The organism is Bartonella acomydis, from assembly GCF_039543025.1.
Lineage (GTDB): Bacteria > Pseudomonadota > Alphaproteobacteria > Rhizobiales > Rhizobiaceae > Bartonella > Bartonella acomydis.
On the sequence record NZ_BAABIY010000006.1, the window covers coordinates 17,000 to 42,603 of the forward strand.

At 39.2% G+C, this 25,604-nt stretch carries 24 protein-coding genes and 1 tRNA gene; 4 read left to right on the forward strand and 21 right to left on the reverse strand.

Annotated elements, in window-relative coordinates; all coding sequences use genetic code 11:
• Positions 1–106 precede the first annotated feature (106 nt).
• The 3 genes from ABD909_RS01375 (at position 107) to thrS (ending at position 2,981) form a co-directional block, all read left to right on the forward strand.
• Positions 107–535 carry an iron-sulfur cluster assembly scaffold protein gene (locus ABD909_RS01375; protein WP_345096175.1) on the forward strand — a complete coding sequence of 143 codons (429 nt, stop codon included), beginning with the start codon at positions 107–109 and terminating at the stop codon, positions 533–535.
• The gene (gene yidD, locus ABD909_RS01380; RefSeq protein ID WP_345096176.1) at positions 536–889 is read left to right on the forward strand and encodes a membrane protein insertion efficiency factor YidD; all 354 of its coding nucleotides are present in this window, start codon (positions 536–538) and stop codon (positions 887–889) included.
• A gap of 115 nt (positions 890–1,004) precedes the next feature.
• The gene (gene thrS, locus ABD909_RS01385; protein ID WP_345096177.1) at positions 1,005–2,981 is read left to right on the forward strand and encodes a threonine--tRNA ligase; all 1,977 of its coding nucleotides are present in this window, start codon (positions 1,005–1,007) and stop codon (positions 2,979–2,981) included.
• Between the two features lie 38 nt (positions 2,982–3,019).
• Here thrS and ABD909_RS01390 read toward each other — a convergent pair whose 3' ends face one another.
• The 5 genes from ABD909_RS01390 to ABD909_RS01410 all read right to left on the reverse strand — a co-directional run bounded on the left by ABD909_RS01390 (position 3,020) and on the right by ABD909_RS01410 (position 6,912).
• Positions 3,020–3,523: a MerR family transcriptional regulator gene (locus tag ABD909_RS01390; RefSeq protein WP_345096178.1), complete on the reverse strand. Its 504-nt coding sequence runs from the start codon at positions 3,521–3,523 to the stop codon at positions 3,020–3,022.
• Between the two features lie 196 nt (positions 3,524–3,719).
• Entirely contained in the window at positions 3,720–4,043 is a 324-nt protein-coding gene (locus tag ABD909_RS01395; RefSeq protein ID WP_345096179.1) for an integration host factor subunit alpha, read from the reverse strand.
• A 75-nt stretch (positions 4,044–4,118) separates the two neighbouring features.
• Complete coding sequence (locus tag ABD909_RS01400; protein ID WP_345096180.1) at positions 4,119–5,093, reverse strand: beta-ketoacyl-ACP synthase III; 975 nt, start codon at positions 5,091–5,093, stop codon at positions 4,119–4,121.
• 36 nt (positions 5,094–5,129) lie between these two features.
• Positions 5,130–6,212, reverse strand: a complete 1,083-nt coding sequence (gene plsX / locus ABD909_RS01405) for a phosphate acyltransferase PlsX (RefSeq protein WP_345096199.1) — start codon at positions 6,210–6,212, stop codon at positions 5,130–5,132.
• 142 nt (positions 6,213–6,354) lie between these two features.
• Complete coding sequence (locus tag ABD909_RS01410; protein ID WP_345096181.1) at positions 6,355–6,912, reverse strand: YceD family protein; 558 nt, start codon at positions 6,910–6,912, stop codon at positions 6,355–6,357.
• Positions 6,913–7,129: 217 nt separating this feature from the next.
• Between ABD909_RS01410 and ABD909_RS01415 the strand changes: the two genes are divergently transcribed.
• Positions 7,130–7,609 carry an outer membrane protein assembly factor BamE gene (locus tag ABD909_RS01415; protein ID WP_345096200.1) on the forward strand — a complete coding sequence of 160 codons (480 nt, stop codon included), beginning with the start codon at positions 7,130–7,132 and terminating at the stop codon, positions 7,607–7,609.
• 54 nt (positions 7,610–7,663) lie between these two features.
• On the opposite strand, the gene nusB is transcribed toward ABD909_RS01415, so the two are convergent.
• From nusB to ABD909_RS01495, 16 genes are all read right to left on the reverse strand, one after another.
• A complete protein-coding gene (gene nusB, locus ABD909_RS01420) occupies positions 7,664–8,134 on the reverse strand; it encodes a transcription antitermination factor NusB (RefSeq protein ID WP_345096182.1) in 471 nt (156 codons plus the stop codon).
• A gap of 2 nt (positions 8,135–8,136) precedes the next feature.
• Entirely contained in the window at positions 8,137–8,595 is a 459-nt protein-coding gene (locus ABD909_RS01425) for a 6,7-dimethyl-8-ribityllumazine synthase (RefSeq protein WP_345096183.1), read from the reverse strand.
• 82 nt (positions 8,596–8,677) lie between these two features.
• The gene (locus ABD909_RS01430; protein ID WP_345096184.1) at positions 8,678–9,295 is read right to left on the reverse strand and encodes a riboflavin synthase; all 618 of its coding nucleotides are present in this window, start codon (positions 9,293–9,295) and stop codon (positions 8,678–8,680) included.
• Complete coding sequence (ribD, locus tag ABD909_RS01435) at positions 9,277–10,404, reverse strand: bifunctional diaminohydroxyphosphoribosylaminopyrimidine deaminase/5-amino-6-(5-phosphoribosylamino)uracil reductase RibD (protein WP_345096185.1); 1,128 nt, start codon at positions 10,402–10,404, stop codon at positions 9,277–9,279. The genes ABD909_RS01430 and ribD overlap by 19 nt, the downstream gene beginning before the upstream one ends.
• Positions 10,397–10,879 (reverse strand): transcriptional regulator NrdR, encoded by a 483-nt coding sequence (gene nrdR, locus ABD909_RS01440; protein WP_345096186.1) that lies wholly within the window; start codon positions 10,877–10,879, stop codon positions 10,397–10,399. Before nrdR ends, ribD begins: the two co-directional genes overlap by 8 nt.
• Positions 10,880–10,893: 14 nt before the next feature.
• A complete protein-coding gene (glyA, locus tag ABD909_RS01445) occupies positions 10,894–12,207 on the reverse strand; it encodes a serine hydroxymethyltransferase (protein ID WP_345096187.1) in 1,314 nt (437 codons plus the stop codon).
• 738 nt (positions 12,208–12,945) lie between these two features.
• Entirely contained in the window at positions 12,946–17,157 is a 4,212-nt protein-coding gene (rpoC, locus tag ABD909_RS01450) for a DNA-directed RNA polymerase subunit beta' (RefSeq protein WP_345096188.1), read from the reverse strand.
• Positions 17,158–17,331: 174 nt separating this feature from the next.
• Positions 17,332–21,483 carry a DNA-directed RNA polymerase subunit beta gene (rpoB, locus tag ABD909_RS01455; protein ID WP_345096189.1) on the reverse strand — a complete coding sequence of 1,384 codons (4,152 nt, stop codon included), beginning with the start codon at positions 21,481–21,483 and terminating at the stop codon, positions 17,332–17,334.
• Between the two features lie 284 nt (positions 21,484–21,767).
• Positions 21,768–22,139 (reverse strand): 50S ribosomal protein L7/L12, encoded by a 372-nt coding sequence (gene rplL / locus ABD909_RS01460; protein WP_345096190.1) that lies wholly within the window; start codon positions 22,137–22,139, stop codon positions 21,768–21,770.
• Between the two features lie 103 nt (positions 22,140–22,242).
• Entirely contained in the window at positions 22,243–22,761 is a 519-nt protein-coding gene (rplJ, locus tag ABD909_RS01465; protein WP_345096191.1) for a 50S ribosomal protein L10, read from the reverse strand.
• A 366-nt stretch (positions 22,762–23,127) separates the two neighbouring features.
• On the reverse strand, positions 23,128–23,826 hold the full coding sequence (gene rplA / locus ABD909_RS01470; protein ID WP_345096192.1) for a 50S ribosomal protein L1: 699 nt from the start codon (positions 23,824–23,826) through the stop codon (positions 23,128–23,130).
• A 4-nt stretch (positions 23,827–23,830) separates the two neighbouring features.
• Positions 23,831–24,259: a 50S ribosomal protein L11 gene (rplK, locus tag ABD909_RS01475; RefSeq protein WP_345096193.1), complete on the reverse strand. Its 429-nt coding sequence runs from the start codon at positions 24,257–24,259 to the stop codon at positions 23,831–23,833.
• Positions 24,260–24,408: 149 nt separating this feature from the next.
• Positions 24,409–24,939 (reverse strand): transcription termination/antitermination protein NusG, encoded by a 531-nt coding sequence (gene nusG, locus ABD909_RS01480; protein ID WP_345096194.1) that lies wholly within the window; start codon positions 24,937–24,939, stop codon positions 24,409–24,411.
• A 20-nt stretch (positions 24,940–24,959) separates the two neighbouring features.
• Complete coding sequence (gene secE / locus ABD909_RS01485; protein WP_345096195.1) at positions 24,960–25,172, reverse strand: preprotein translocase subunit SecE; 213 nt, start codon at positions 25,170–25,172, stop codon at positions 24,960–24,962.
• Positions 25,173–25,376: 204 nt separating this feature from the next.
• Positions 25,377–25,452: transfer RNA gene (locus ABD909_RS01490), tRNA-Trp, on the reverse strand.
• 42 nt (positions 25,453–25,494) lie between these two features.
• Positions 25,495–25,604, reverse strand: a 110-nt coding sequence (locus tag ABD909_RS01495) for an EF-Tu C-terminal domain-related protein (protein ID WP_482830035.1), incomplete at its 5' end; no start/stop codon positions are given.

The following is a 25,604-nucleotide window of genomic DNA, read 5'->3' on the forward strand; positions in this document are numbered from 1 at the left end:
CTCTATAAAGTATTTGTCACATATCTATATCATTTTGTATAATCTTTATATAAGCGAATGAAAAGCTTAAACAATCAAGACTCTTAAAATTTTCAGGTAATAGTGCATGATTGATAATATCTATAGTGATAAAATACTTGAATATGCTGCGCATATAAGCAGAATTGGACGTCTTAATAATCCAGATGCAACGTCAAAAAAATCTGCACGCATTTGTGGTTCAACAATTATTGTAGATCTAAAAATAGAAAATGATATAGTGACAGATTTTGCCCATGAAGTGCATGCATGCGTGCTAGGGCAAGCTTCTGCTTCACTTTTAGCATCCCATATTATAGGACAAACAACACAAAATCTGACAATGCTCCATGACATTATTTATCATATGCTAACAAAAAATGGTCCACCTCCTCAAACTCCCTTTGGAGCCTTTTCTTGCTTACAGCCCATTAAAGACTACAAAGAACGTCATGCATCAACAATGCTTCCCTTTGATGCAACTGTAGATTGCATTAAGCAAATTAAAGAAAAATAAATGCTTAAATCACAGCCTCAACAAAAAAAGAAAAAAACGCGAAACTATATGGGCCCTTGGAGGAAAACACCAGGGCGATTGCTTGGTATTTTCTTGATACGTTTTTATCAAATAACACTTTCCAGTTTCATAGGTAATCAGTGCCGCCATGCACCAACTTGTTCAGAATATATTTATGAAGCAATCGCACGCCATGGGCTGTGGGCTGGTTCTTGGATGGGGCTTTTTCGTATTATACGTTGTGGACCATTTGGAACACATGGATTTGATCCTGTCCCTACCTCTCTTGAAAATTCTTATTGTTTTTATAAACCTTGGCGTTACTGGAAAATTTATAAAAAACATCATAAATAATTCTTTTCTTTTTTTACACCTCTTGATAAGAAAATTAGTTATAGGCTTTAATCATTGCTAATTTTTTACAAAACCATCCGCAATTGTTGGCGGAATTGGCTTAAAGGGGTATTTTATGTCCTGTTCTGTTTCTCTTTCTTTTCCTGATGGTTCAAAACGTGATTATCCAACCCAAATGACTGGTTTGCAATTGGCAGAATCCATTTCTAAGTCACTGGCAAAAAAAGCGGTCGCCTATAATCTTAATGGAATTACTCGAGATCTATCAGATTCATTGGGACAATCTGGTCAAATAGAAATTATTACCCGAGAAGATCCACGTGCTCTTGAACTCATACGTCATGATTGCGCACATGTTCTTGCTGAAGCAGTGCAAGAGCTTTTTCCTGAAACGCAAGTAACAATTGGTCCTGTTATCGAAAATGGCTTTTATTATGATTTTGCACGCAAACAACCTTTTACCTTGGATGATCTCACCATTATTGAAAAGAAAATGCGTGAAATTATTCAACGCAATAAAGCTTTCAAAAAAGAGATTTGGTCTCGTGAAAAAGCTCGAAAAGTTTTTTCTGAAAAAGGCGAATTCTATAAGGTCGAGCTTATTGATAGCATTCCTGAAAATCAAGATTTAAAAATCTATTATCAAGGTGACTGGTTTGATCTTTGCCGCGGACCACATATGCAATCTACTGGTCAAATTGGCAATGCCTTCAAATTAATGAAAGTTGCAGGAGCTTATTGGCGTGGAGATGCCAACAATCCAATGCTAACGAGAATTTATGGTACGGCGTTTGCCAATGAGGCCGACTTAAAAGCCTACTTACACATGCTAGAAGAAGCTGAAAAACGCGATCATCGACGTCTGGGGCGTGAAATGGATTTATTTCATTTCCAAGAAGAAGGACCAGGCATGATTTTTTGGCATAAAAAAGGTTGGAAAATGTTCCAAAATTTGACCAACTATATGCGTAGACGTCTTGATGACCACCAATATGCTGAGGTTAATGCACCACAAGTTCTCGATAGATCACTTTGGGAAATATCTGGTCATTGGGGATGGTATAAAGAGAACATGTTCAAAGCAATTCCAGCAGCTGAAGATTGGGATAACGAAAATGTTTACGCTCTTAAACCAATGAATTGTCCTGGACACGTACAGATTTTTAAACATGGTTTAAAATCTTACCGAGATTTACCTGTCAGGCTTGCTGAATTTGGTGTTGTCCATCGTTATGAACCATCAGGCTCTTTGCATGGTCTTATGCGTGTACGCAGCTTTACACAAGATGATGCGCATATTTTTTGCACTGATGAACAACTGTCTGATGAATGCCTTAATATTAATGATTTGATCTTATCAACCTATGCTGATTTTGGTTTTAAAGAAATTAGTCTTAAGCTTTCAACACGCCCAGCCAAGCGGGTTGGATCTGATGCATTGTGGGATCATGCAGAAAGTATTATGAAATCTGTTCTTAAAACAATTGAAACCAAATTTGCAGGACAAATCAAAACAAGTGTTTTACCAGGCGAAGGTGCATTTTACGGTCCAAAATTTGAGTATACATTAAAGGACGCTATCGGTCGAGAGTGGCAGTGTGGAACAACACAAATAGACTTTAATCTCCCTGAACGTTTTGGAGCATTTTACATTGATAAAGATTCGGAAAAACGTCAACCTGTCATGATACATCGTGCCATTTTTGGCTCAATGGAGCGTTTTCTTGGTATATTAATCGAAAATTTTGCTGGACATATGCCACTATGGCTCGCACCTGAACAAGTCATTGTGGCAACAATTACATCAGAAGCAAATGAATATGCAAAAAAGATAACAGCACAACTTAAAGCTGTTGGACTTTTCGCAACATCAGATCTTCGTAATGAAAAAATTAACTATAAAATACGTGAACATTCTTTACAAAAAATTCCTGTGATTTTAGTATGCGGCAAACGTGAATCTGAAACAAATAGTGTCAGCATGCGCCGCTTAGGAAGTTCGGATCAAGTATTTTTATCTATAGAAGAAGCGATTAAGCGGCTCATGGAGGAAGCAACACCACCAGATCTACGGCGTTTAATGAGTGCCTAAAAAACTAAAAAGAGCTATAAAGTGAAAAGAATACATTGCTATCGTGCTCTATCAAGCACACGCTTACATTCAATGAGCTCAAACAGTATCTCCTGTAGCAATACTTTATCGGTTTTGTCTTTGTAAATATTAACAGAACCGATAGATGCCTCTCCTTCATTCCTCATGAAACTCAAAAGCCCAAAAGAAGATTTTTTAGGTTTATTGTTACTCGATTCAGAAGCGTGTCCCACATGTTTTTTTTCTACAACAATATTCATCGCATCCAGATCACCATTCCCAAATGCAGTAACAAAAGCAACACCATTTTCTTTTAAAAGGCGTTGCACACCTTTTATAGTATAACCCTGATCATACAATAACTGCTTAATACCATTGAGCAAATCAATATCGGCTGGGCGATAATAGCGCCTTCCCCCTCCACGTTTCATTGGTTTTATCTGCCTAAAACGTGTTTCCCAGAATCTCAAGACATGTTGTGGAAGCTCCAAAAACTCAGCCACTTCGCTAATTGTGCGAAAAGCATCGGAGCTCTTATCCATTTTACAACACCTTATCTAAAATACTACAAATGATTTTACAAAGACTTATCAAGCTCTAATTTCTCAACAAGATTGGTCAAAAATAGGTCCATACTTGATAATCTTTAAACTAAAAAAACTTTTTCTTAACAAAAACGTAGAATTTTATCTTATACAATTTTTTTTAACAAATACCAAACATTGTAACAGCGTCTATTTATGCGATATCGTCTTTTTGTCTTGCACGATGCGAATCAAGAATTCTTTGTTTAAGTATATTTGCAGCTTTAAATGTCACGACGCGTCGCGGCGGGATAGATGCTTCAATACCGGTTTTTGGATTACGCCCAATGCGTTCATTTTTATTACGAACTTGAAAAGTTGCAAAAGAAGATAATTTAACAGCCTCACCTCTTACCAGTGATTTGCAAATTTCATCCAAAACCAATTCAACCAAAGCTGCTGATTCAGTATGTGACAAGCCCACCCTTTTACAAACTACGCTCGCTAAATCTGCACGCGTTACTGTCTTACTTGTCATTATAACCACCTATTCAAATATTAAAAATTACCAAGTGACTTATACGTTTTATTCAAATATGGTCAAGTGACTATACTACCAACGAATAAGAATTGCTCCCCATGTAAAACCACCACCCATAGCTTCTAGCATGATAAGGTCTCCTTTTTTAATTCTCCCATCACCAATAGCCGTAGTTAAAGCCAATGGTACCGACGCAGCAGATGTATTACCATGCTGATCAACGGTGATCACAACTTTATCTATGGCAATCCCTAATTTTTTAGCCGATGCTTCAATAATACGCTTATTGGCCTGATGCGGTACAAACCAATTTAATTGAGAAGAAACAATACCAGCAGCCGTAAAACAATCATAAACCACATCCGTTATCATACCAACTGCATATTTAAAAACTTCTCGTCCTTGCATACGCAAATAACCCGTTGTTTGCGTTGTCGAAGGACCACCATCAACATAGAGCTTATCCATATATGCACCATCAGAGCGTAATTTTGTAGACAATATACCACGATCAAAAGTTCCGTCCTTTTCACTTTTCTGTGCTTCCAAAATAGCTGCACCTGCACCATCACCAAATAAAACACATGTCGTGCGATCTTTCCAATCTAAAATTCGAGAAAACGTATCAGATCCGATAACTAAAACTCTCTTGGCTGCTCCACAGCGTAAATAAGCATCTCCTGTCGTTAAAGCAAAAATAAAACCAGAGCAAACAGCTTGAACATCAAAAGCAAATCCATGGCGCATTCCCAAAGCACGCTGAATTTCAACAGCAGAAGCAGGAAAAGTACGATTTGGGGTAGACGTTGCTAAAATAATACAATCAATGTCCTTTATTGTTAAACCAGCATTTGTAAGCGCTGCTTGTGCGGCTTCAACTCCTAAAGAAACAGTTGTTTCATTTTCACCGGCAATATAACGCTGGCGTATTCCTGTACGCTGAACAATCCATGAATCTGATGTTTCAACAAATTTTGCAATCTCATCATTCGATAAGCTTTTTCTTGGCAAGGCACTTCCTACACCACACAAAATGGATCGAATCATTCGTATCCAACCTTTTCTTTATGTTTTCTATTTATGTTACAAAAGCTTATCATAATCCCTCCCCTTCATTGTTGTTTCATTTTCTTGATCAAAAAGTGTTTTTTTATTCTCATGAAAGTGTCGTAAATCATCAGTTATTTTTTTCAACAGCTCATTATTAACCATCTCATAACCAACACGGATAGCAGAAGCAAAACCGTTAGCATTAGCGCTTCCGTGACTTTTTATAACAACGCCATTTAAACCTAAAAGCACGCCACCATTCACTCTATCGGGATCCATCTTGTGTTTCAGTGTACGAAAAGCACTCCGCGATAAAAAATAGCCAAGAGATGTTAAAAGAGAACTCCGCAGTGCGGAATTTAAGATTTCAGCTATCTGGCGCGCAGTTCCCTCTGCAGTTTTTAAAGCGATATTACCAGAAAATCCTTCCGTTACAACAACATCTACGGTTCCCTTTCCAATATCATTGCCTTCAACAAACCCCTTATATTCTAATCCTTCTAATTGCACTTCACGTAATATCATTCCGGCCTTTTTAATTTCATAAAGGCCTTTAACCTCTTCAACTCCAACATTTAAGAGCCCAACAGTTGGTTTTTCAGTGTGATATAAAGTGCGAAACATTCCTGCCCCCATAACAGCCAAATCAACTAACTGATTAGCAGATGCCCCAATTGTCGCTCCAATATCCAAAACAATACTCTCACTACGAAGTGTTGGCCAAATACCTGCAATCCCAGGGCGCTCAGCTTCCGCCATCATTTTTAAACAAAAATAAGACATTGCCATGAGTGCACCAGTATTGCCCGCAGAAATGCAAGCATCAGCTTCGCCATTTTTTACCGCTTCAATTGCATACCACATGGATGACTTACCACGTCCATTACGAAGAGCTTGGCTTGGCTTCTCATCCATACGTGTATAACTTTCTGTAGGGAAAAAGCGCGATACAGAAGCCAAACAAGGGTACTTTTTAAAAACAGGCTTAACAACTTCTTCTATGCCATAGAATAAAAAATAAATATTTGGCAATTTCTTTTGTACAATTGCTGCCCCCGCAATAGTTGCTTCAGGACCATAATCCCCACCCATGACATCTACAGAAATCCTAATCACGCTTGCATATCCCACATCTTCTCATTTACGCATTTTAAATGCCTATGGCAATTTTTTGCTATTGGAACAATAAAAAAACATATCATGCGAAAATAACTCTTTTATAATAGTATACAACAGATATTTTCTTATATTTTTACAATCACTTCCAACTTTTCAAAACAGAAAATGGCGATAATTTTTGTTCAGCTTTTTCTCCATTTTCTATGACACGCATCTCAGCGCCCTCTTTACGCGGATAATGATTAATGGACAACTCAAAAAACTCTTCCATGACTGCACCGATATCAATTTTGTCGCCATAAAACACTTCTGGTGTATCTAGTCCCTCCACATCTAAAAATAATTCCCCTGTATCCTCTAATATTTTTGGTTTCAACAAATCTGAATCTTCTGGGACAAAAACGACCTCTATATTTTCATGGAGAATATTTTCTAATGGTTCTAATGTGACAACACATAACTGTATTATCCGCGCCCACAATAGACCTTTTATACGCACACCACGCTTTTTCCACGGAAAAATATGGAATTTTCCCTCACAAGATTTTACTTTAACTAAAGCATGATTCTTAGCTAAAGCTTTACATTCTTGCTGGTTTGCACAAATATTAACTCTTATACCTTTCGTTGGCAGAGAGCGTACTGATATTGGATAAGTCAAAGCAAATGCCATTTGAAAAACATTTTGAACATTCATTGGCAACTCCCGAATAAAAAAGGACGTACTGCGCTTTTATTTAGCCAAAACACATTTCATTCATTTTTTTCTTTTCTAAAGAAACTCTCTATGGCATAATTCGCTTTATAACAGGGAAACTCAATGTAAGCTATGATAGATTAAGCTGAAATAAGAAAAAAATTGAGATTGCCACCTTATAATATTTAAGTATAAAAGGGAGATACCATTGTTTCAAATGCCTCACAGAGTAGACATAATCAAACGTAAACTATTGATTGGTCTGTCAATAGCGAGCATGGTAGCGATTGCGGGTTGTAGTATTCTTGATTCCTCAGGTACAAGCCAAATATATCAAGAAGGTTACGTTATTGATAAAAATGCTTTGAGTTCTATTTCCGTTGGTTCAAGCCAAGAGCAAGTTCTTCTTACATTAGGTACTCCTTCGCTAAAAACAAAATATGATAATGAAATCTTTTATTATATTTCACAAACGCGCTATCGTGGGATGCAATTTATGAAAACAAAAATTATTGATCGCAAAGTTTTGGCTATTTACTTCAACAAAAATGAACAGGTTTCTAAAATAGCCAACTATGGTTTGCGAGATGGTCAAGTGTTTGATTTTATTGCGCAAACAACTCCAACTGTAACAAAAGAGCAGCCTTTTTTACTTCAAATTATAAAAGGTCCTACAAATTTACCTGTCCATAACTAAACGTACATACAGCCTACCTACAATCTTGAGAGCATCAGGATTGTAGAGAGTATTTTAGGTGCGAACTTTTTTCGCCATATTGTCAAGAACCGCGTTGACGAGTTTTGGTTCATCACCTTCAAAAAACGCCTTTGCTATATCTACATATTCATTCATAACAACAGCAACAGGGACATCTTGACGATTGATTAACTCCCATAAGCCTGCACGCAAAATTGCACGTAATGTAGCATCAAGACGTGAGAGTGACCATTCTGTAGAAAGCTGTTGATGAAGCATAGGATCAAGTTGTTTTTGATTTTTTACAACACCAGTGATAATAGCCAAAAACCATTGAAAATCAGCATCAAGATACTGATCTCCATCAATATCTTTTCCCAAACGATAAGCCTCATATTCAGCTGCTATTTCCATCACACCAGAACCAACTATATCCATTTGATAGAGTGCTTGAACTGCAGCGAGTCTTGCTGCTCCACGTTTATTGGCTGAACACGGAGAATGCTTACTTTTCATATCAGACATATTTACTGATTATCTCCAAATCTTTTTTTTAGAGCGATCATACATAAAACAGCTTCAGCAGCAAAACCACCTTTATTTTTTTGATCCTGCTTTGCACGTTCCCATGCTTGTTTTTCATTTTCAACAGTCAAAATACCATTTCCAATAGCCAGATGCTTATAAACAGTTAAGTCCATCAAAGCACGACAAGAATCGTTAGCAACAATTTCAAAATGATATGTTTCTCCCCGAATAACACAACCAAGCGCGACATAACCATCATAAGATACCTTATTATTTTCTTCGGCAAAAGCTATCGCAGCTGGTATTTCTAATGCTCCAGGAACTGTTACAATGTCATAGCTAGCTTCAGCCTTTTGCAAAGTATTTACTGCACCTGCCAAAAGCGCATCAGAAATCTCATCATAAAAACGTGCTTCAACAATCAACAGATGCGGCTTCTTACGTTTTTCTTTTATCATAATAGAATTCCAAGAGAAAAATAAATAAAAGAGTTTATGGTTATAAAGTACAAAATTCTAAAAACTACCAGTAACTTTCAGCTTATTCATCTTTCATTTTAAAGCTAGAAAATTTCGCAGCATAGCGAGCAAACTGATCAATTTCTAAGTTGATCTGATCGCCAATTTTAACTTGTCCCCAAGTTGTCATTTCAAGTGTATGACGGATAATAAGAACATCAAAAATACAATCTTCAATAGAATTAACAGTCAAAGATGTTCCATTAAGCGCAATAGACCCCTTATTTACAATAAAGGGTGTAAACCGTTTTGGAACTTTTAGAAAAAAACGAACTGCATCACCTGCATTTTTTTGATCAATAACCTCGGCCAAACCATCGATATGCCCAAAAACCAAATGCCCACCCATTTCATCACCCAATTTGAGTGAACGTTCTAAATTAATACAAGTGCCTTTTGTCCACTGTGCAAGATTCGTCAAACGCAATGCTTCTTCCCAAGCTTCCACAGCAAACCAATTAAGATTCGCATGTTTTGATCTCCTCTCAACGATTGTCAGACAAATGCCTGAACAGGCAATAGATGCTCCAATTTCTAAGCTCTTTAAATCATAGCGCGTAGAAATATTTAAACGCATGCCTTGCTTTAAAGCTTGAACATCTTCAACACATCCAATATCCGTTATAATTCCTGTGAACATAATGCCTTACGTCTCCATTTATAAAAACGGTCATTTCCAAACATTCTTGTCTCAACTTCATGAAACTGTGAAAGATAATTTCCAAAATGAGGGGCCTCAATACGATTTTTTCCCAAAATAACAGGAGTATAAAAGCATATCAGATGATCTACACAACCAGCATTTAAAAACTTTTCCCCTGTCTTTACCCCTCCTTCCAGTAAAACACTATTGATTCCATGTTGATAAAGCAGCTGTAAAATAGCAAGAGGTTTTATGTCACCATCTTGCATATCTAACGAATACACAGACACACCATACTGTTCTAGTGCACTTTTTTTGTCTTTCTTTGCAAGATTCCTATCACAAATAATCCATGTCGGAATTCTTGTTGCTGTTTGGACAACTTTTGCATTAAAGGGAATGGATAAATCTACATCCAAAACAACACGTATAGGCGAACGTCCTTCCATCCCTGGTAAACGACAATTCAATTGCGGATTATCTGCTAATATAGTCCCAAGCCCAACTAGAATAGCATTATTTTGAGCACGCAGAATATGTGTATGGGTATGAGAAATCATTCCACTAATTTTTATTCCACCCTGCCCCTTTTTTCCTACACCATTATCAGCAGAAACTGCCATTTTGAAAGTGACAGAACAGCGTTGCATTTTTCTTACACACCAATGGCTACACAAGGCTTCAAAAGCCTCTTCTGCCAAAACGCCTTCAACAACTTCAATACCAGCTGTCCGTAAAAGAGCAATACCACGACCATCAACCCGCTTATCTAAATCGGCCAGAGCAATAACAACCCGAGAAATACCTGAATCAATGAGAGCGTTTACACATGGTGAAGTTTTTCCATAATGGGAACAAGGTTCTAAAGTGACATAAGCAGTAGCGCCGCGTGCCAAAGAATCAGCCATACGCAGAGCCTGTACTTCTGCATGAGGTCTCCCATCGATGGCAGTAACACCATAACCAACAATGGATGCTCCCACACTGTCATCCCTTCGTACAATTAACGTACCAACCGAAGGATTCTCACCCGTAAGACCAACATGCCGCTCTGCCAAACGGATAGCTGCAGCCATAAATCGCTCATCTTGCATTTTTTTATTCATCAAAATGAAATTCTGTATCCGTTATACCCTTTGACAACTCATCTATAACATCGTGAAAATCGCTCGCATTACGAAAATCTCGATAAACAGAAGCAAAGCGGATATAAGCAATGTCATCAATTCTTTTCAATGCTTCCATCACAAGATGCCCAATTTTTTCCGAAGCAATTTCTGGTTCCCCCGAACTTTCAAGTTGACGTACAATCCCAGAAATTGCTCGTTCAATATGGTCAGGATCAATATTCCGTTTACGTACCGCTATATCAACCGATCGTATTAACTTATCACGATCAAATGGTTCGCATTTTCCATTTTTTTTACAGACCAAAAGCTCACGTAATTGCACGCGTTCAAAAGTTGTAAAGCGGCCACCGCAAACAGAACATCCACGCCGACGACGAATAACAGCTCCTTCTTCCGCCGGACGTGAATCTTTAACTTGTGTATCCTCATATTGGCAGTAAGGACAGCGCATTTCTTTCCATGTCCTTAACAACTGCTCAGATAAGAGTAAAGAGGAAATTGATTTGTTATATCTATCACTTTTTTCTTAACTGCCATTTCAACAGCATTATTATCCTCATCACTCTTCATCGTCCCAAGCCCTTCAAGGACTTCTGAAATCAGCTCACCAACTTGAATAAACTCCTTTTCTGCAAAACCACGTGTCGTTGCAGCAGGTGTTCCCAAACGAATTCCTGATGTTATAGATGGCGTTTCAGGATCAAAAGGAATACCATTTTTATTACAGGTAATATGTGCCCGTCCTAAAGCTAATTCAGCACGTTTTCCTGTCACATTTTTAGAACGTAAATCAACCAATAACAAATGATTATCTGTACCACCAGAAACAATATTAAAACCATTGCTCTGTAGTGTTTTTGCTAAAGTTTTGGCATTAGCAACAACATGAGCACTGTAACTCTTGAAAGAAGGCTGCAAAGCCTCTGCAAATGCAACAGCCTTAGCTGCAATTACATGCATTAAAGGACCACCTTGAAGACCAGGAAAAATTGCTGAATTGACTTTTCTGGACAAAGTCTCATCATTTGTCAATATCAAGCCACCTCGAGGACCACGCAACGACTTATGTGTTGTCGTCGTTACAATATGTGCATGGGGAACAGGTGAAGGATGAACACCGCCAGCAACAAGACCTGCAATATGAGACATATCAACGAGGAAACAGGCACCAATTTCATCTGCAATTTCACGGAACCGTTTCCAATCCCATAACCGAGGATAAGACGAACCTCCTGCTATAATAAGCTTTGGCTTACGTTTTTTTGCAAGACGTTCAACTTCCTCCATATCAATAATCTGATCTTCTTGCCGCACACCATAAGAAACAACGTCAAACCATTTCCCAGACATATTGACGGATGAACCGTGGGTTAGATGACCGCCAGCATTTAAATCCAATCCCATAAATGTATCACCGGGCTTGAGTAAAGCTAAAAAAACCGCCTGATTCATTTGGCTACCAGAATTAGGCTGAACATTTGCAAAAGCAGCACCAAAAAGCTGTTTTGCTCGTTCAATTGCTAAATCTTCAACAACATCAACAAACTGACATCCTCCATAATAGCGCTTTCTTGGATAACCTTCTGCATATTTATTGGTTAAAACTGACCCCTGCGCCTCAAGAACCGCTCTTGAAACAATATTTTCTGAAGCAATTAGTTCAATTTCATGTTGTTGACGCTCAAACTCTCCCTTAATTGCATCAAAGATTGCAACATCAACGGTCTGTAAATTATCATTAAAAAAGCGCCTTTGTATGCCATTTTCCTGCTGAGTCATAAAACATGTTCCTAACATTAAAAAATAAACTCATTGGACGATAACACAGCAAACCACGCAAACCAAACACTTTAAACCATTCTTACTTAAAAATGGTGCAAACATTTATCTTATTTTTTGAATCCTAGTTTTTACGATCTAAGATTTTATAGTGATGTGAATACTATGTTTGTCCTGTTGCATTGAACCGCCTCAAAATCTTAAACTTTGGGTTTTGGGCTAAGCACTTAAAAGGGTGTTCCTCCACGTGGACAAGTATAATTCGTACTTCATAATAACGCAAAGTCTGAATATTTACATGTCAATGCAAAAATTGAATAATATTTGTATATTTACTGTTCTGTTTTTGTAAACATACACTTAATAAAAATATATCCATTTTTTTATAAAATTTTAAGCCTACACTTTATCATTTGCTTTCTTGAATTTTTCATACAAAGAAAATGCATCCCTTTTTCTTTTAAACACCACCCCTTATTACATCTTACGCATTTTACAAATCTTGAAAATTAAGCTTTTAGCTAACCACAAATAAAAAATTCTATAACAACAGAAAAGATAGATCCATTATCACAAAATAACAGAAGCTATAAAGGATGCTAAAAATAGCAGGAACTTTATAGATTTTACTATTACAGTTTGTTTTAAAATACTCTAATGTTGCATTTTGAACCTAGAAGACGCCCACATTCTAAATTCGAGTGCCTTTCTATTATCCTTTTTGAACATGCTTTCAAATTATTCAGCAACCGCTTCAGTTGTCATATTCGTCAACATAGCCCTAGCCGTCTCGTTATTACTAGACTTGCGCCGTTCATCTACGATTAAGTCATCGCGAACTGCAGCGATACGGCGAATTTGCGCAATCGTACCACCTGTACCAGCCGGAATAAGACGACCAACAATAACATTCTCCTTAAGACCTTGCAAAGTATCAATTTTACCAGAAACGGCGGCCTCTGTAAGCACTCTTGTTGTTTCCTGAAACGATGCTGCAGAAATAAACGACGGTGTTTGAAGAGAGGCTTTCGTAATCCCAAGAAGGATAGGCGTACCAGATGCAGGATTTTTTCCTTCTGCAATCAAATTATCATTGATTTCATCTAGTTCAATACGATCAACATTATCACCTGGAATATAACCAGAATCTCCAGATTCAGTAATTTCAACTTTTTGCAACATCTGCCGAACAATCACTTCAATATGTTTGTCATTAATGAGAACACCCTGCAAACGATAAACTTCTTGAATTTCATTGACAAGATAAGATGCCAAAGCCTCAACACCCTTAATCGCTAAGATATCATGAGGAGCAGGATTTCCATCGAGGATATAATCCCCTTTTTCAATTTGGTCCCCCTCTTGGAAATGAAACAACTTACCTTTTGGAATCAAATATTCTACGGGCTCAAGAGTTTCATCATTTGGTTCAATGATAATACGACGCTTATTCTTATAACCACGACCAAAGCGAATGGTACCGCTGACTTCAGCAATGATGGCGTGATCCTTTGGCCGTCGCGCTTCAAAAAGCTCTGCCACACGTGGTAGACCACCTGTAATATCTTTTGTCTTTGCACTTTCCATTGGCAAGCGAGCAATAACATCTCCCGCCTTAACGTAAGAACCAGGCTCAACTGACAAAATAGTTTCCACCGACATCATATAACGAGCTTCACCGCCCTTATGCAATTTGGCAATGGCTTTACCTTTTTTATCTGCGTGGATGATAATCGCTGGTTTTAGCTCAGCACCACGTGGATTGGCGCGCCAATCAATCACCAAACGCTTGGTAATCCCTGTAGATTCATCAGCTGTTTCAGTAACTGATAAACCATCAATCATATCTTCAAAACCTACATAACCCTCAACTTCAGTTAAAATTGGACGTGTATAGGGATCCCATTCTGCGATACGTTGGCCACATCTTACTATATCACCATCATCAACAAAAATATGAGCACCATAGCTTACACGATGCACCACACGCTCTTTTCCAGTCTCATCTTTGATAAGGATCGCCATATTACGTCCCATAACCACTAAATGACCGTCAGAATTACGAACCACATTGCGATTACGAATCTCTACCCTACCTTCGTAGGAGGCTTCTAAATGAGATGAATCAACAACTTGCGCTGTTCCTCCTAAATGGAAAGTACGCATGGTAAGTTGCGTTCCCGGTTCACCAATGGATTGAGCCGCGATAACACCAACGGCCTCACCCTGATTAACCGGTGTACCACGGGCCAAATCACGACCATAGCATTTGGCACAAACACCAAGGCGTGTTTCACATGTTAAAGCAGAGCGAATTTGAACAGACTGAATTCCAGCTTCTTCAATCTTAGCAACATCAGCTTCCTCAATCATTGCTCCACCTTCAAGGATAACCTCTCCAGAAACTGGATGCAAAATATCAACAAGTGCCGTGCGACCAAGAATTCTTTGCCCAAGAGAGGCAACAATTTGCCCAGCATCAACAATTGACTGCATAGTTAGCCCCTTTGCTGTACCACAATCTACAGCAGAAATAATGGCATCCTGTGCAACATCAACAAGGCGCCGTGTGAGATAACCAGAGTTAGCGGTTTTTAACGCAGTATCAGCAAGTCCTTTACGAGCGCCATGGGTCGAGTTGAAGTACTCATTAACGGTTAGCCCTTCTTTAAAATTTGAAATAATGGGAGTTTCAATAATTTCTCCTGATGGCTTTGCCATTAATCCGCGCATTCCAGCCAACTGCTTCATTTGGTTAGCAGAACCACGTGCTCCAGAATGCGACATCATATAAATCGAGTTCATTGGACGTTGACGACCGGTTTTGGGATCAAATTCAACGGATTGAATACGTTTCATCATCTCATCTGCAACGCGATCTGTACATTTACCCCATGCATCCACAACCTTGTTATATTTTTCACCTTGCGTAATGAGACCATCATTATATTGCTGTTCATATTCTTTCGCCAAGGCTTCCGTTTCTGCAACCAAACGTGATTTGCTATCAGGAATAACCATATCGTCCTTACCAAAAGAAATCCCCGCACGACACGCATAAGAAAAACCAAGTTGCATAATACGGTCACAAAAAATAACTGTCTCTTTCTGCCCACAGTGCCGATAGACCTGATCAATCATTTTAGAAATATTCTTTTTTGTCATCTCTTGATTGATAAGATCAAACGAGATATTTGGATTTTTCGGCAAAAGCTCTCCAATAATCAAACGACCAGGTGTTGTATCGTAGAGTTTAGAAACCTCTTTTCCATCCTTATCTACATTCTTAACACGACCTTTGATCTTTGTATGAAGCGTTACAATTTTATTTTCCAAAGCATGATGGAGCTCGCCTATATCGGCAAAAGCCATTCCTTCTCCCGGTTCTTTTTCGGAAACAATCGAAAGATAGTAAAGACCCAGAACCATATCCTGTGAAGGAACAATAATTGGGGCACCATTGGCTGGATGAAGAATATTATTGGTCGACATCATCAAAACACGTGCTTCAAGCTGTGCCTCAAGAGAAAGCGGAACGTGAACCGCCATCTGATCACCATCAAAATCCGCATTAAAAGCTGTACATACCAATGGATGAAGCTGAATGGCTTTGCCTTCAATCAAGATAGGTTCAAAAGCCTGAACCCCCAAACGGTGCAATGTCGGTGCACGATTAAGCAAAACAGGATGTTCACGAATAACTTCATCCAAAATATCCCAAACCTCTGGATGTTCTTTTTCAACCAGCTTCTTGGCCTGCTTTACAGTTGACGAAAATCCTTTTGCATCAAGCCGCGCATAAATAAAAGGCTTAAATAATTCCAGAGCCATTTTTTTAGGAAGACCACATTGGTGCAATTTTAATTCAGGGCCTGTTACGATAACAGAACGCCCCGAGTAATCAACACGCTTTCCAAGCAAATTTTGGCGGAAACGTCCTTGCTTACCTTTTAGCATATCTGAAAGAGACTTCAGCGGACGCTTATTTGCTCCAGTAATCACACGACCACGCCGACCATTATCAAACAACGCATCAACAGCTTCCTGTACCATACGCTTTTCATTACGCACAATAATCCCAGGAGCGCGCAATTCAATTAACCGCTTCAAGCGGTTGTTACGATTTATGACACGTCGATAAAGATCATTTAAATCTGATGTTGCAAAACGTCCACCATCAAGGGGAACCAACGGACGTAAATCAGGTGGAATGACTGGAATCGTCTTCATAATCATCCATTCTGGCTTATTGCCAGATTCAAGAAAATTTTCAACGATCTTAAGTCGTTTAATCAGCTTCTTTTGTTTTAATTCTGAAGTCGTCTCAGATAATTCGATACGTAAATCATTGGCAATTTTTTCTAATTCCATGCCCGCTAGAAGTTCGTAAATCGCCTCAGCGCCAATCATGGCTGTAAACTGATCTTCCCCAAACTCATCAATAGCAAGCATATATTCTTCTTCAGAAAGAAGCTGATGAAGCTTAAGAGATGTCAATCCTGGTTCTGTTACAATGTAATTTTCAAAATAGAGAACCCGCTCAATATCTTTCAAAGTTAAATCTAAGAGTGTAGAAATCCGACCTGGTAATGATTTAAGAAACCAAATATGAGCAACAGGAGCAGCAAGCTCAATGTGCCCCATACGTTCACGGCGTACACGTGAAAGTGTTACCTCCACACCGCATTTCTCACAGATAATACCCTTATATTTCATGCGCTTATATTTACCGCACAGACACTCATAATCCTTAATTGGACCAAATATACGTGCACAAAAAAGACCATCACGCTCTGGCTTAAAAGTCCGATAATTAATAGTCTCAGGCTTCTTGATCTCACCGTACGACCAAGACAAAATCTTCTCAGGACTCGCAATGGAAATACGAATAGAGTCAAATGTCTGTGCTGGCGCTTGAGTATTGAAAAGATTCATGACCTCTTGGTTCATGCTGTTCTCCTTCAAAGATTCTTAGAACCTGTTGTAATATCTTACTCGTTTTATCATAGACCTTATTTAAAACCCATTTTTACTTTTTAAACCGATCTATATTCTCTTCATAGAAATTCTTGATTTTGTCTCTCAAGATAACTAGAGCGCACTCTTTCTAGTGCGCCCTTTAAATTATTGTTCTACTGTATCAGACAATGGCCGTTGTGCAATAAATTCACGTGCATCATCAAGCTCTACATTCAAAGCAAGTGAACGCATTTCTTTTACTAATACATTAAAGCTTTCAGGAATACCTGCCTCAAATGTATCGTCACCGCGCACGATTGCTTCATAAACTTTTGTTCGACCAGCCACATCATCTGATTTTACAGTCAGCATTTCTTGTAGAGTGTATGCAGCTCCATAAGCTTCAAGTGCCCAAACCTCCATTTCACCAAAACGCTGACCACCAAATTGTGCCTTACCACCCAATGGCTGCTGTGTTACAAGGGAATATGGCCCAATCGAACGTGCATGAATTTTATCATCAACAAGGTGATGTAATTTCAGCATGTAGATATACCCCACTGTCACTGGACGATCAAAAGGCTCTCCAGTACGGCCATCGTAAAGTGTAACCTGCCCTGAACTATCTAAGTCTGCATCCTCCAGCATCATATTAATATCAGCTTCATGTGCTCCATCGAAAATAGGCGTTGCGATTGAAACCCCTTTCTTCATCTGTTGTGCTAATTTGCAAAGACTTTCATTATCATACTGACGAACTGGTTCATTATGATCATTATCAGGCATAAAATTTTCGATACGCTGACGCAGAGGCAATATATCCCCAGTCTCTTGATATAATTCTAGCAAATCGCCAATCTTCTTGCCCATACCAGCACAAGCCCAACCAAGATGCGTTTCAAGAATTTGCCCTACATTCATACGACTAGGCACACCAAGCGGATTCAAAACGATATCGGCATGCGTTCCATCTTCAAGAAATGGCATATCCTCTACTGGAAGAATACGTGATACAACCCCCTTATTACCATGACGTCCCGCCATCTTGTCGCCTGGTTGTATTTTACGTTTTACAGCCACAAAAACCTTTACCATTTTCATGACACCAGGAGGCATTTCATCGCCTCTTTGAACTTTTTCAACTTTATCCATAAAGCGACGTTGTAACGCTTCTTTTGATTCATCATACTGCTTGCGTAAAGCTTCAATTTCATTCTGAAGTTTTTCATCTTCAAAAGCAAATTGCCACCATTGTGAGCGCGGATAATGCCCCATTATTGTACTGTCAAGCGCTTTGCTGCTTGAAAAACCCTTTGGTCCTTCTACAGCAACCTTACCTGTCAACATATCAGTAAGACGTGCATAAACATTGCGATCAAGAATTGATTGTTCGTCATCGCGGTCTTTCGCTAAACGCTCAATTTCTTCACGCTCAATTGCCATAGCGCGTTCATCTTTTTCTACACCGTGACGGTTAAAAACACGAACTTCAACAACAGTTCCAAAAGTCCCAGGTGGCATTCGCATAGAAGTATCACGAACATCTGAAGCTTTTTCTCCAAAAATTGCCCGCAACAATTTCTCTTCTGGAGTCATAGGACTTTCACCTTTTGGTGTAATCTTACCAACCAAAATATCGCCAGGTTGAACTTCAGCACCAATATAGATAATACCAGCTTCATCAAGATTCCTTAACGCTTCTTCTGCAACATTAGGAATATCACGCGTAATTTCCTCAGGCCCAAGCTTTGTATCGCGTGCTGCAACTTCAAATTCTTCAATATGAATCGAAGTAAAAACATCATCAGCAACAATGCGTTCAGATAATAAAATGGAATCTTCGTAGTTGTATCCGTTCCAAGGCATAAAAGCCACAAGAACATTTCGTCCAAGTGCTAAATCACCAAGATCCGTAGATGGACCATCTGCAATAATATCGCCCTTTTCTATCCGATCACCAACATGCACAAGAGGACGTTGATTAATACAAGTAGACTGATTAGAACGTTGAAATTTTTGTAAACGATAAATATCAACACCGGATTTTGAAGGATCTAAATCTTCTGTTGCACGAATAACAATACGGGTTGCATCAACTTGATCAACAATACCACTACGCTTTGCACTAACAGCAGCACCTGAATCACGCGCAACAATGGATTCCATTCCCGTACCAACAAATGGTGCCTCAGCACGTATCAATGGAACTGCCTGACGCTGCATGTTTGATCCCATCAAAGCACGATTCGCATCATCATTCTCCAAAAATGGAATCAGTGCTGCTGCCACCGAGACCAACTGTTTTGGTGAAACATCCATCAAATCCACATGATCACGCGGTGCCATCAAAACTTCACCGGCATGACGACAAACAACGAATTCTTCTATAAAGCGCCCTTCACTATCCAACGAAGAATTAGCCTGTGCCACATAGTGCTTCGATTCTTCCATAGCAGAAAGATAAATAACTTCTGTTGTCACTTTACCATTGATAATTTTGCGATAGGGGCTTTCAATAAAACCATATTTGTTAACACGCGCAAATGTTGCTAAAGAATTAATCAAACCAATATTAGGACCTTCAGGCGTTTCAATCGGACAAATACGACCATAATGTGTAGGATGTACGTCACGAACTTCAAAACCTGCTCTCTCACGTGTCAACCCCCCTGGACCAAGAGCAGAAAGACGGCGTTTATGGGTAATTTCCGACAATGGATTGGTTTGATCCATAAATTGCGACAATTGCGAAGACCCAAAAAATTCGCGAACTGCTGCTGCAGCAGGCTTTGCATTTATTAAATCCTGCGGCATAACCGTATCAATTTCAACCGATGACATGCGCTCTTTTATTGCACGCTCCATACGAAGCAAACCAATACGGTATTGATTTTCCATCAATTCCCCAACTGAACGTACACGACGATTGCCAAGATTATCAATGTCATCAATTTCACCACGTCCATCACGCAATTCAACCAACATCTTGACAACAGCAAGAATATCTTCTTGACGCAAAATGCGAACCGTGTCTGGACAATCAAGATCCATACGCAAATTCATCTTAACACGTCCAACAGCAGAAAGATCATAACGCTCTGGATCAAAAAATAATGAATGGAACATGGCTTCTGCTGTGTCCATTGTTGGCGGTTCACCTGGACGCATCACACGGTAAATATCAAACAGCGCATCTTGCCGACTTTCATTTTTATCCACTTTTAAAGTATTGCGGATATATGCCCCAACATTCATATGATCAATATCAAGAATATCAATTTGATTCGCATTCACATCAAACAAAATCTTTAATATTTTTTCATCTATTTCATCACCAGCCTCAAGGTAAATCTCACCTGTCTGATAATTGACTATATCTTCGGCTAAATAGCACCCTAATAAATCATCCTCACTAACTTTGACCGCCTTTAGACCTTTTTCGGCTAAAAACTTTGCAACACGAACTGTTAGTTTTTTACCGGCCTCAGCAACAACTTCACCACTGTCTGCATCAATAAGATCAGAAACGAGCTTCATTCCTTTAAAGCGATCAACAGAGTAAGGGATACGCCACCCATCCCCATCTCGTTCATAAGTAACTTTGTTATAAAATGTTGACAAAATATCTGAGGCATCCATGCCTAATGCCATCAAAAGACTTGTGACAGGAATCTTACGGCGCCGATCAATACGCGCATAAATGATATCCTTCGCATCAAACTCAATATCCAACCAAGAACCACGATATGGAATAACGCGAGCAGCAAAAAGAAATTTGCCTGATGAATGGGACTTTCCCTTATCATGGTCAAAAAAGACACCAGGAGAACGATGCATCTGCGAAACGATAACACGTTCCGTACCGTTAACTATAAAGGTACCATTGGTTGTCATTAAAGGCATATCGCCCATATAAACGCCCTGCTCTTTAATATCTTTGATATCCTTCGAGCCAGTATCCTCATCAACATCAAAAACAATTAAACGCAATATCACCTTCAATGGTGCAGCATAAGTCAAATCACGCTGACGACATTCTTCAACATCAAATTTTGGTAAATCAAATTCATAACCAACAAACTCAAGCATAGCTGTGCCGGAAAAATCCGAAATAGGAAATACCGATTTAAAAACAGCTTGCAAACCTTCATCTGGTCGTCCGCCTTTCGGTTCCTCAACCATGAGAAACTGATCATATGACGCTTTTTGAACCTCAATAAGATTCGGCATCTCTGCTACTTCAGGAATCTTACCAAAAAATTTGCGTACGCGCTTACGACCATTGAATTGAGACTTCATCGTTAGGGTCTGAGCCATCGTCGCTCCTTGATATTTACTCTTCAAGATAGACTAAACCTTGAAAGCTTTATGCCATTAACCTGCACATGCAGATCAGTTCACTTGATACCCGATAATGAGCACCACCAACTTGTCCCACTAACACAAGCCATCTACTTACTTGGCCCACGATGAAGGGACTAAAAACAAAACCTGCTCCCATCAGCTATTGAATCACTGGGAAAAGGCCTTCATTGATTTCCTTTCTTCTTGTGAAAAGAAAGAAAATCGGCGAACATAAATGCTCGCCGATAAAATCAAACTTATTTAAGTTCAACTTTAGCACCAGCTGCTTCAAGTTGAGATTTAATTTTTTCTGCTTCCTCTTTAGAAGCTCCTTCTTTAATAGGTTTAGGTGCACCTTCAACCAAATCTTTTGCCTCTTTAAGACCAAGTCCCGTAAGAGCGCGAACTTCTTTAATAACATTAATTTTCTGCGCACCACCTTCAACAAGAATAACATCAAATTCTGTTTTTTCTTCAGCAGCTGGAGCAGCAGCACCAGCAACAGCAGCTACAGCGACAGGAGCAGCAGCAGAAACCCCCCATTTTTCTTCAAGTAACTTAGAAAGCTCCGCTGCTTCCAAAAGAGTTAAATTAGAAAGCTCTTCTACGATCTTTGCTAGATCAGCCATTTTTACATTCCTTCAATTAAAAGATTTGAACCATTGTTTAAAACTTATTCAACAAAACAGAAAAGCAGCAAAGCCTTCCCATAAACATGAATACCAAACAGCCTTAAGCCGCCTTATCCTCCTGAGCATATGCTCCAATGACACGTGCAACCTGACCAGAAGGTGCATTAACAATCTGTGCGATACGGGTTGCAGGAGTAGAAATCATACCCACAAGTTTTGCCCGCAACTCGTTGAGCGAAGGCAATGAAGCCAATGACTTCACAGCATCTACACTCAAATTTGTCGCACCCATTGAACCTCCAAGGATGACAAATTTGTCATTGCTTTTCGCAAAATCAACAGCAACTTTTGGTGCTGTAATTGGATCTTCTGAATAAGCAATAAGCGTCTGCCCAGTAAACAAACTTGCTATCGATTCAGATTCCGTGCCCTGAAGAGCGATTTTAGCAAGACGGTTTTTGGCAACTTTAACGGCACCGCCAGCTTCACCCATTTTTGAACGAAGATCGTTCATCTGCGAAACTGTCAGACCGGAATAATGTGCAACAACAACAGAACCAGACTTTTGAAAAGCCTCGTTAAGCCATGTAACAAATGCGCGTTTCTCCGCTCTATTCACTGTCTCTCTCCATTTAACAGATTTGTTTAAAACAAACCCGTTGGTTACCTTTGATAACATAAAATATCTTACGCTATCGATGAGGATCCTGCCCCCTTTTTCACGCTTAGCGATCAAAGGCAACCTTGGCTCAAACCCTTTAAGTCTTTATAACTCTCAGTTTTTACCCCAGTCTCATGCAGGTTCTCTTAATTAAGATACTCCAGTAGTATCACCCACAATCTCGGACAGGATATTCCGGAATTTCTTCCGGTATAACCTAAGCTTGATAAAGCCTAGATGACCCAATGCCGATAAAATATCGACATTTTAAATATAATTCCGATATTTACATACCTCAAAATATAATTATAAATCCTTTCAGAACTACTCTGAACGAACAGTTATAGGATCGACTTTAACGCCAATCCCCATAGTCGAAGAGACCGCAACGCGCTTAATATATTCACCTTTTGCACCTTGCGGTTTAGCTTTTATGACAGCACTGGCAAAAGCTTTAATATTTTCCACTATTTTCTCAACTCCAAAAGAAGCCTTACCGATACCAGCATGAACAATACCAGCTTTTTCGACACGAAATTCAACAGCACCACCTTTAGACGCCTTAACAGCACTTGCAACATCAATTGTCACTGTACCAACCTTTGGATTAGGCATTAAACTGCGAGGGCCCAAAATTTTACCAAGACGACCAACAAGAGGCATCATATCTGGCGTTGCAATACAACGATCAAAATCAATCGTTCCACCATTAATACGCTCAAATAAATCTTCAGCCCCTACAATATCAGCACCAGCAGCTTTAGCTTCCTCAGCCTTATCACCACGTGCAAAAACAGCAACACGAACATTCCGCCCTGTTCCGTTAGGTAAATGCGCAACACCTCGAACCATTTGATCTGCGTGACGAGGATCAACACCCAAGTTCATTGAAATTTCAATTGTTTCATCAAATTTAGCAACTGCACGCTCTTTAACCATCGAAACCGCATCATTTAAAGCGTAAAGTTGATTAAAATCAACATCTTTGCGGATATTTTTTATTCTCTTTGCTACTTTCGCCATAACACTAGCCCACCACTTCCAAGCCCATAGAGCGAGCAGAACCTTCAACCATGCGCATTGCTGCTTCAATGTCATTTGCGTTAAGATCTTTCATCTTTGCTTCTGCAATTGAACGTACTTTATCACGAGAAATGCTCCCTACAAATACCTTACCAGGCTCCTTGGAACCAGATTTTAAATTTGCTTCCTTTTTCAAAAAAAATGATACAGGAGGCGTTTTTAAAGAAAAAGTGAAAGACTTATCTTGATAATAAGTGATAACAACTGGAATCGGTACACCCTTTTCCATTTCTTGCGTAGCCGCATTAAATGCCTTACAAAACTCCATAATATTAATACCACGTTGACCAAGTGCAGGACCAATCGGTGGAGATGGAGTAGCTGCTCCTGCAGGAACCTGCAATTTGAGCTGACCTATACTTTTTTTTGCCATAACAATCTGCCTTCAATTTTACTGGTATGCTAGCAACTCACCTTGCCCACATCCTTTGCAGTTGAGTGGTTCGGATCATTAAGCCGACAAAAGCCACAAATCACCTTCCACCAGTTTCTTAAAGTAATCAAAAACTACTTTAAGTTTCATCAAAGTTTTTCAACTTGATTAAACTCTAAATCAACAGGCGTAGGACGCCCAAAAATCAGCACCTCCACTTTAAGGCGAGAACGCTCTTCTTCAACCTCCTGAACAATCCCACTAAACGAAACAAAAGGGCCATCAGCAACGCGAACTTGCTCTCCCACCTCAAACAATACAGAAGTCTTTGGTGCCTCAACCCCTTCTTGAACTTGTTTAAGAATTTGTTCAACCTCTCGATGAGAAATGGGAACCGGACGCGCATCCGACCCTAAAAAACCTGTTACTTTAGGCGTATTCTTAATAAGATGATAAACCTCATCTGTTAACTCAGCACAAACAAGAACATAACCAGGAAAAAACTTTCGCTCCGCATCAACTTTCCGCCCACGACGAACTTCTACAACACGCTCTGTGGGAACAAAAATCTTTTCAAACAGATGATCAAGACCCTTCTGTTTTGCCTCTTTCTCGATAGCTTCCGCTACCTTCTTTTCGAAATTTGAATATGCTTGAACAATATACCAACGAGCAGCCACAGTCACACTTCCTTGCACTATCAACTAAAAAGATACTTTAGAAGAGCAATACCCCGCCAAACACTAAAATGCATAACCTGATCCACAACAAAGAAAAAAATCGAAGCCAGTGCAGTCACCAACAACACCATAATAGTTGAAATCACCGTCTCACGACGTGTAGGCCACTTGACCTTAACTGTTTCTGCATAAACTTGCTTTAAAAAAGTAATCGGATTGGTTTTAGATGCCATCAGTCACACTATACTCTTTCTAACCCTATTGTGATACAAAAACAAAACAAACACAATAAAAATGCAAAAGGCAATTTAGCCTTATGCGGCTTTCTCATTTTTACTCAACAACAATTCACAGACAAAAAAACAAACTTTATAGAAAAAAAGTAAAGAAGGCAATTAAAAAATCCACCTCCTCACAGCTAAAATCTTATTTCTCTCTGGCAGGGGCAGCAGGATTTGAACCCGCGACCTGCGGTTTTGGAGACCGCCGCTCTACCAACTGAGCTATACCCCTAACACGTAAACTCTCTCCTTAACACCCTTCAATAAGCATTATTTACTCAATGATCTTAGAAACGATACCGGCACCAACAGTACGACCACCTTCACGAATAGCAAAGCGTAGCTTTTCTTCCATAGCAATCGGAACTATCAGAGAGACATCCA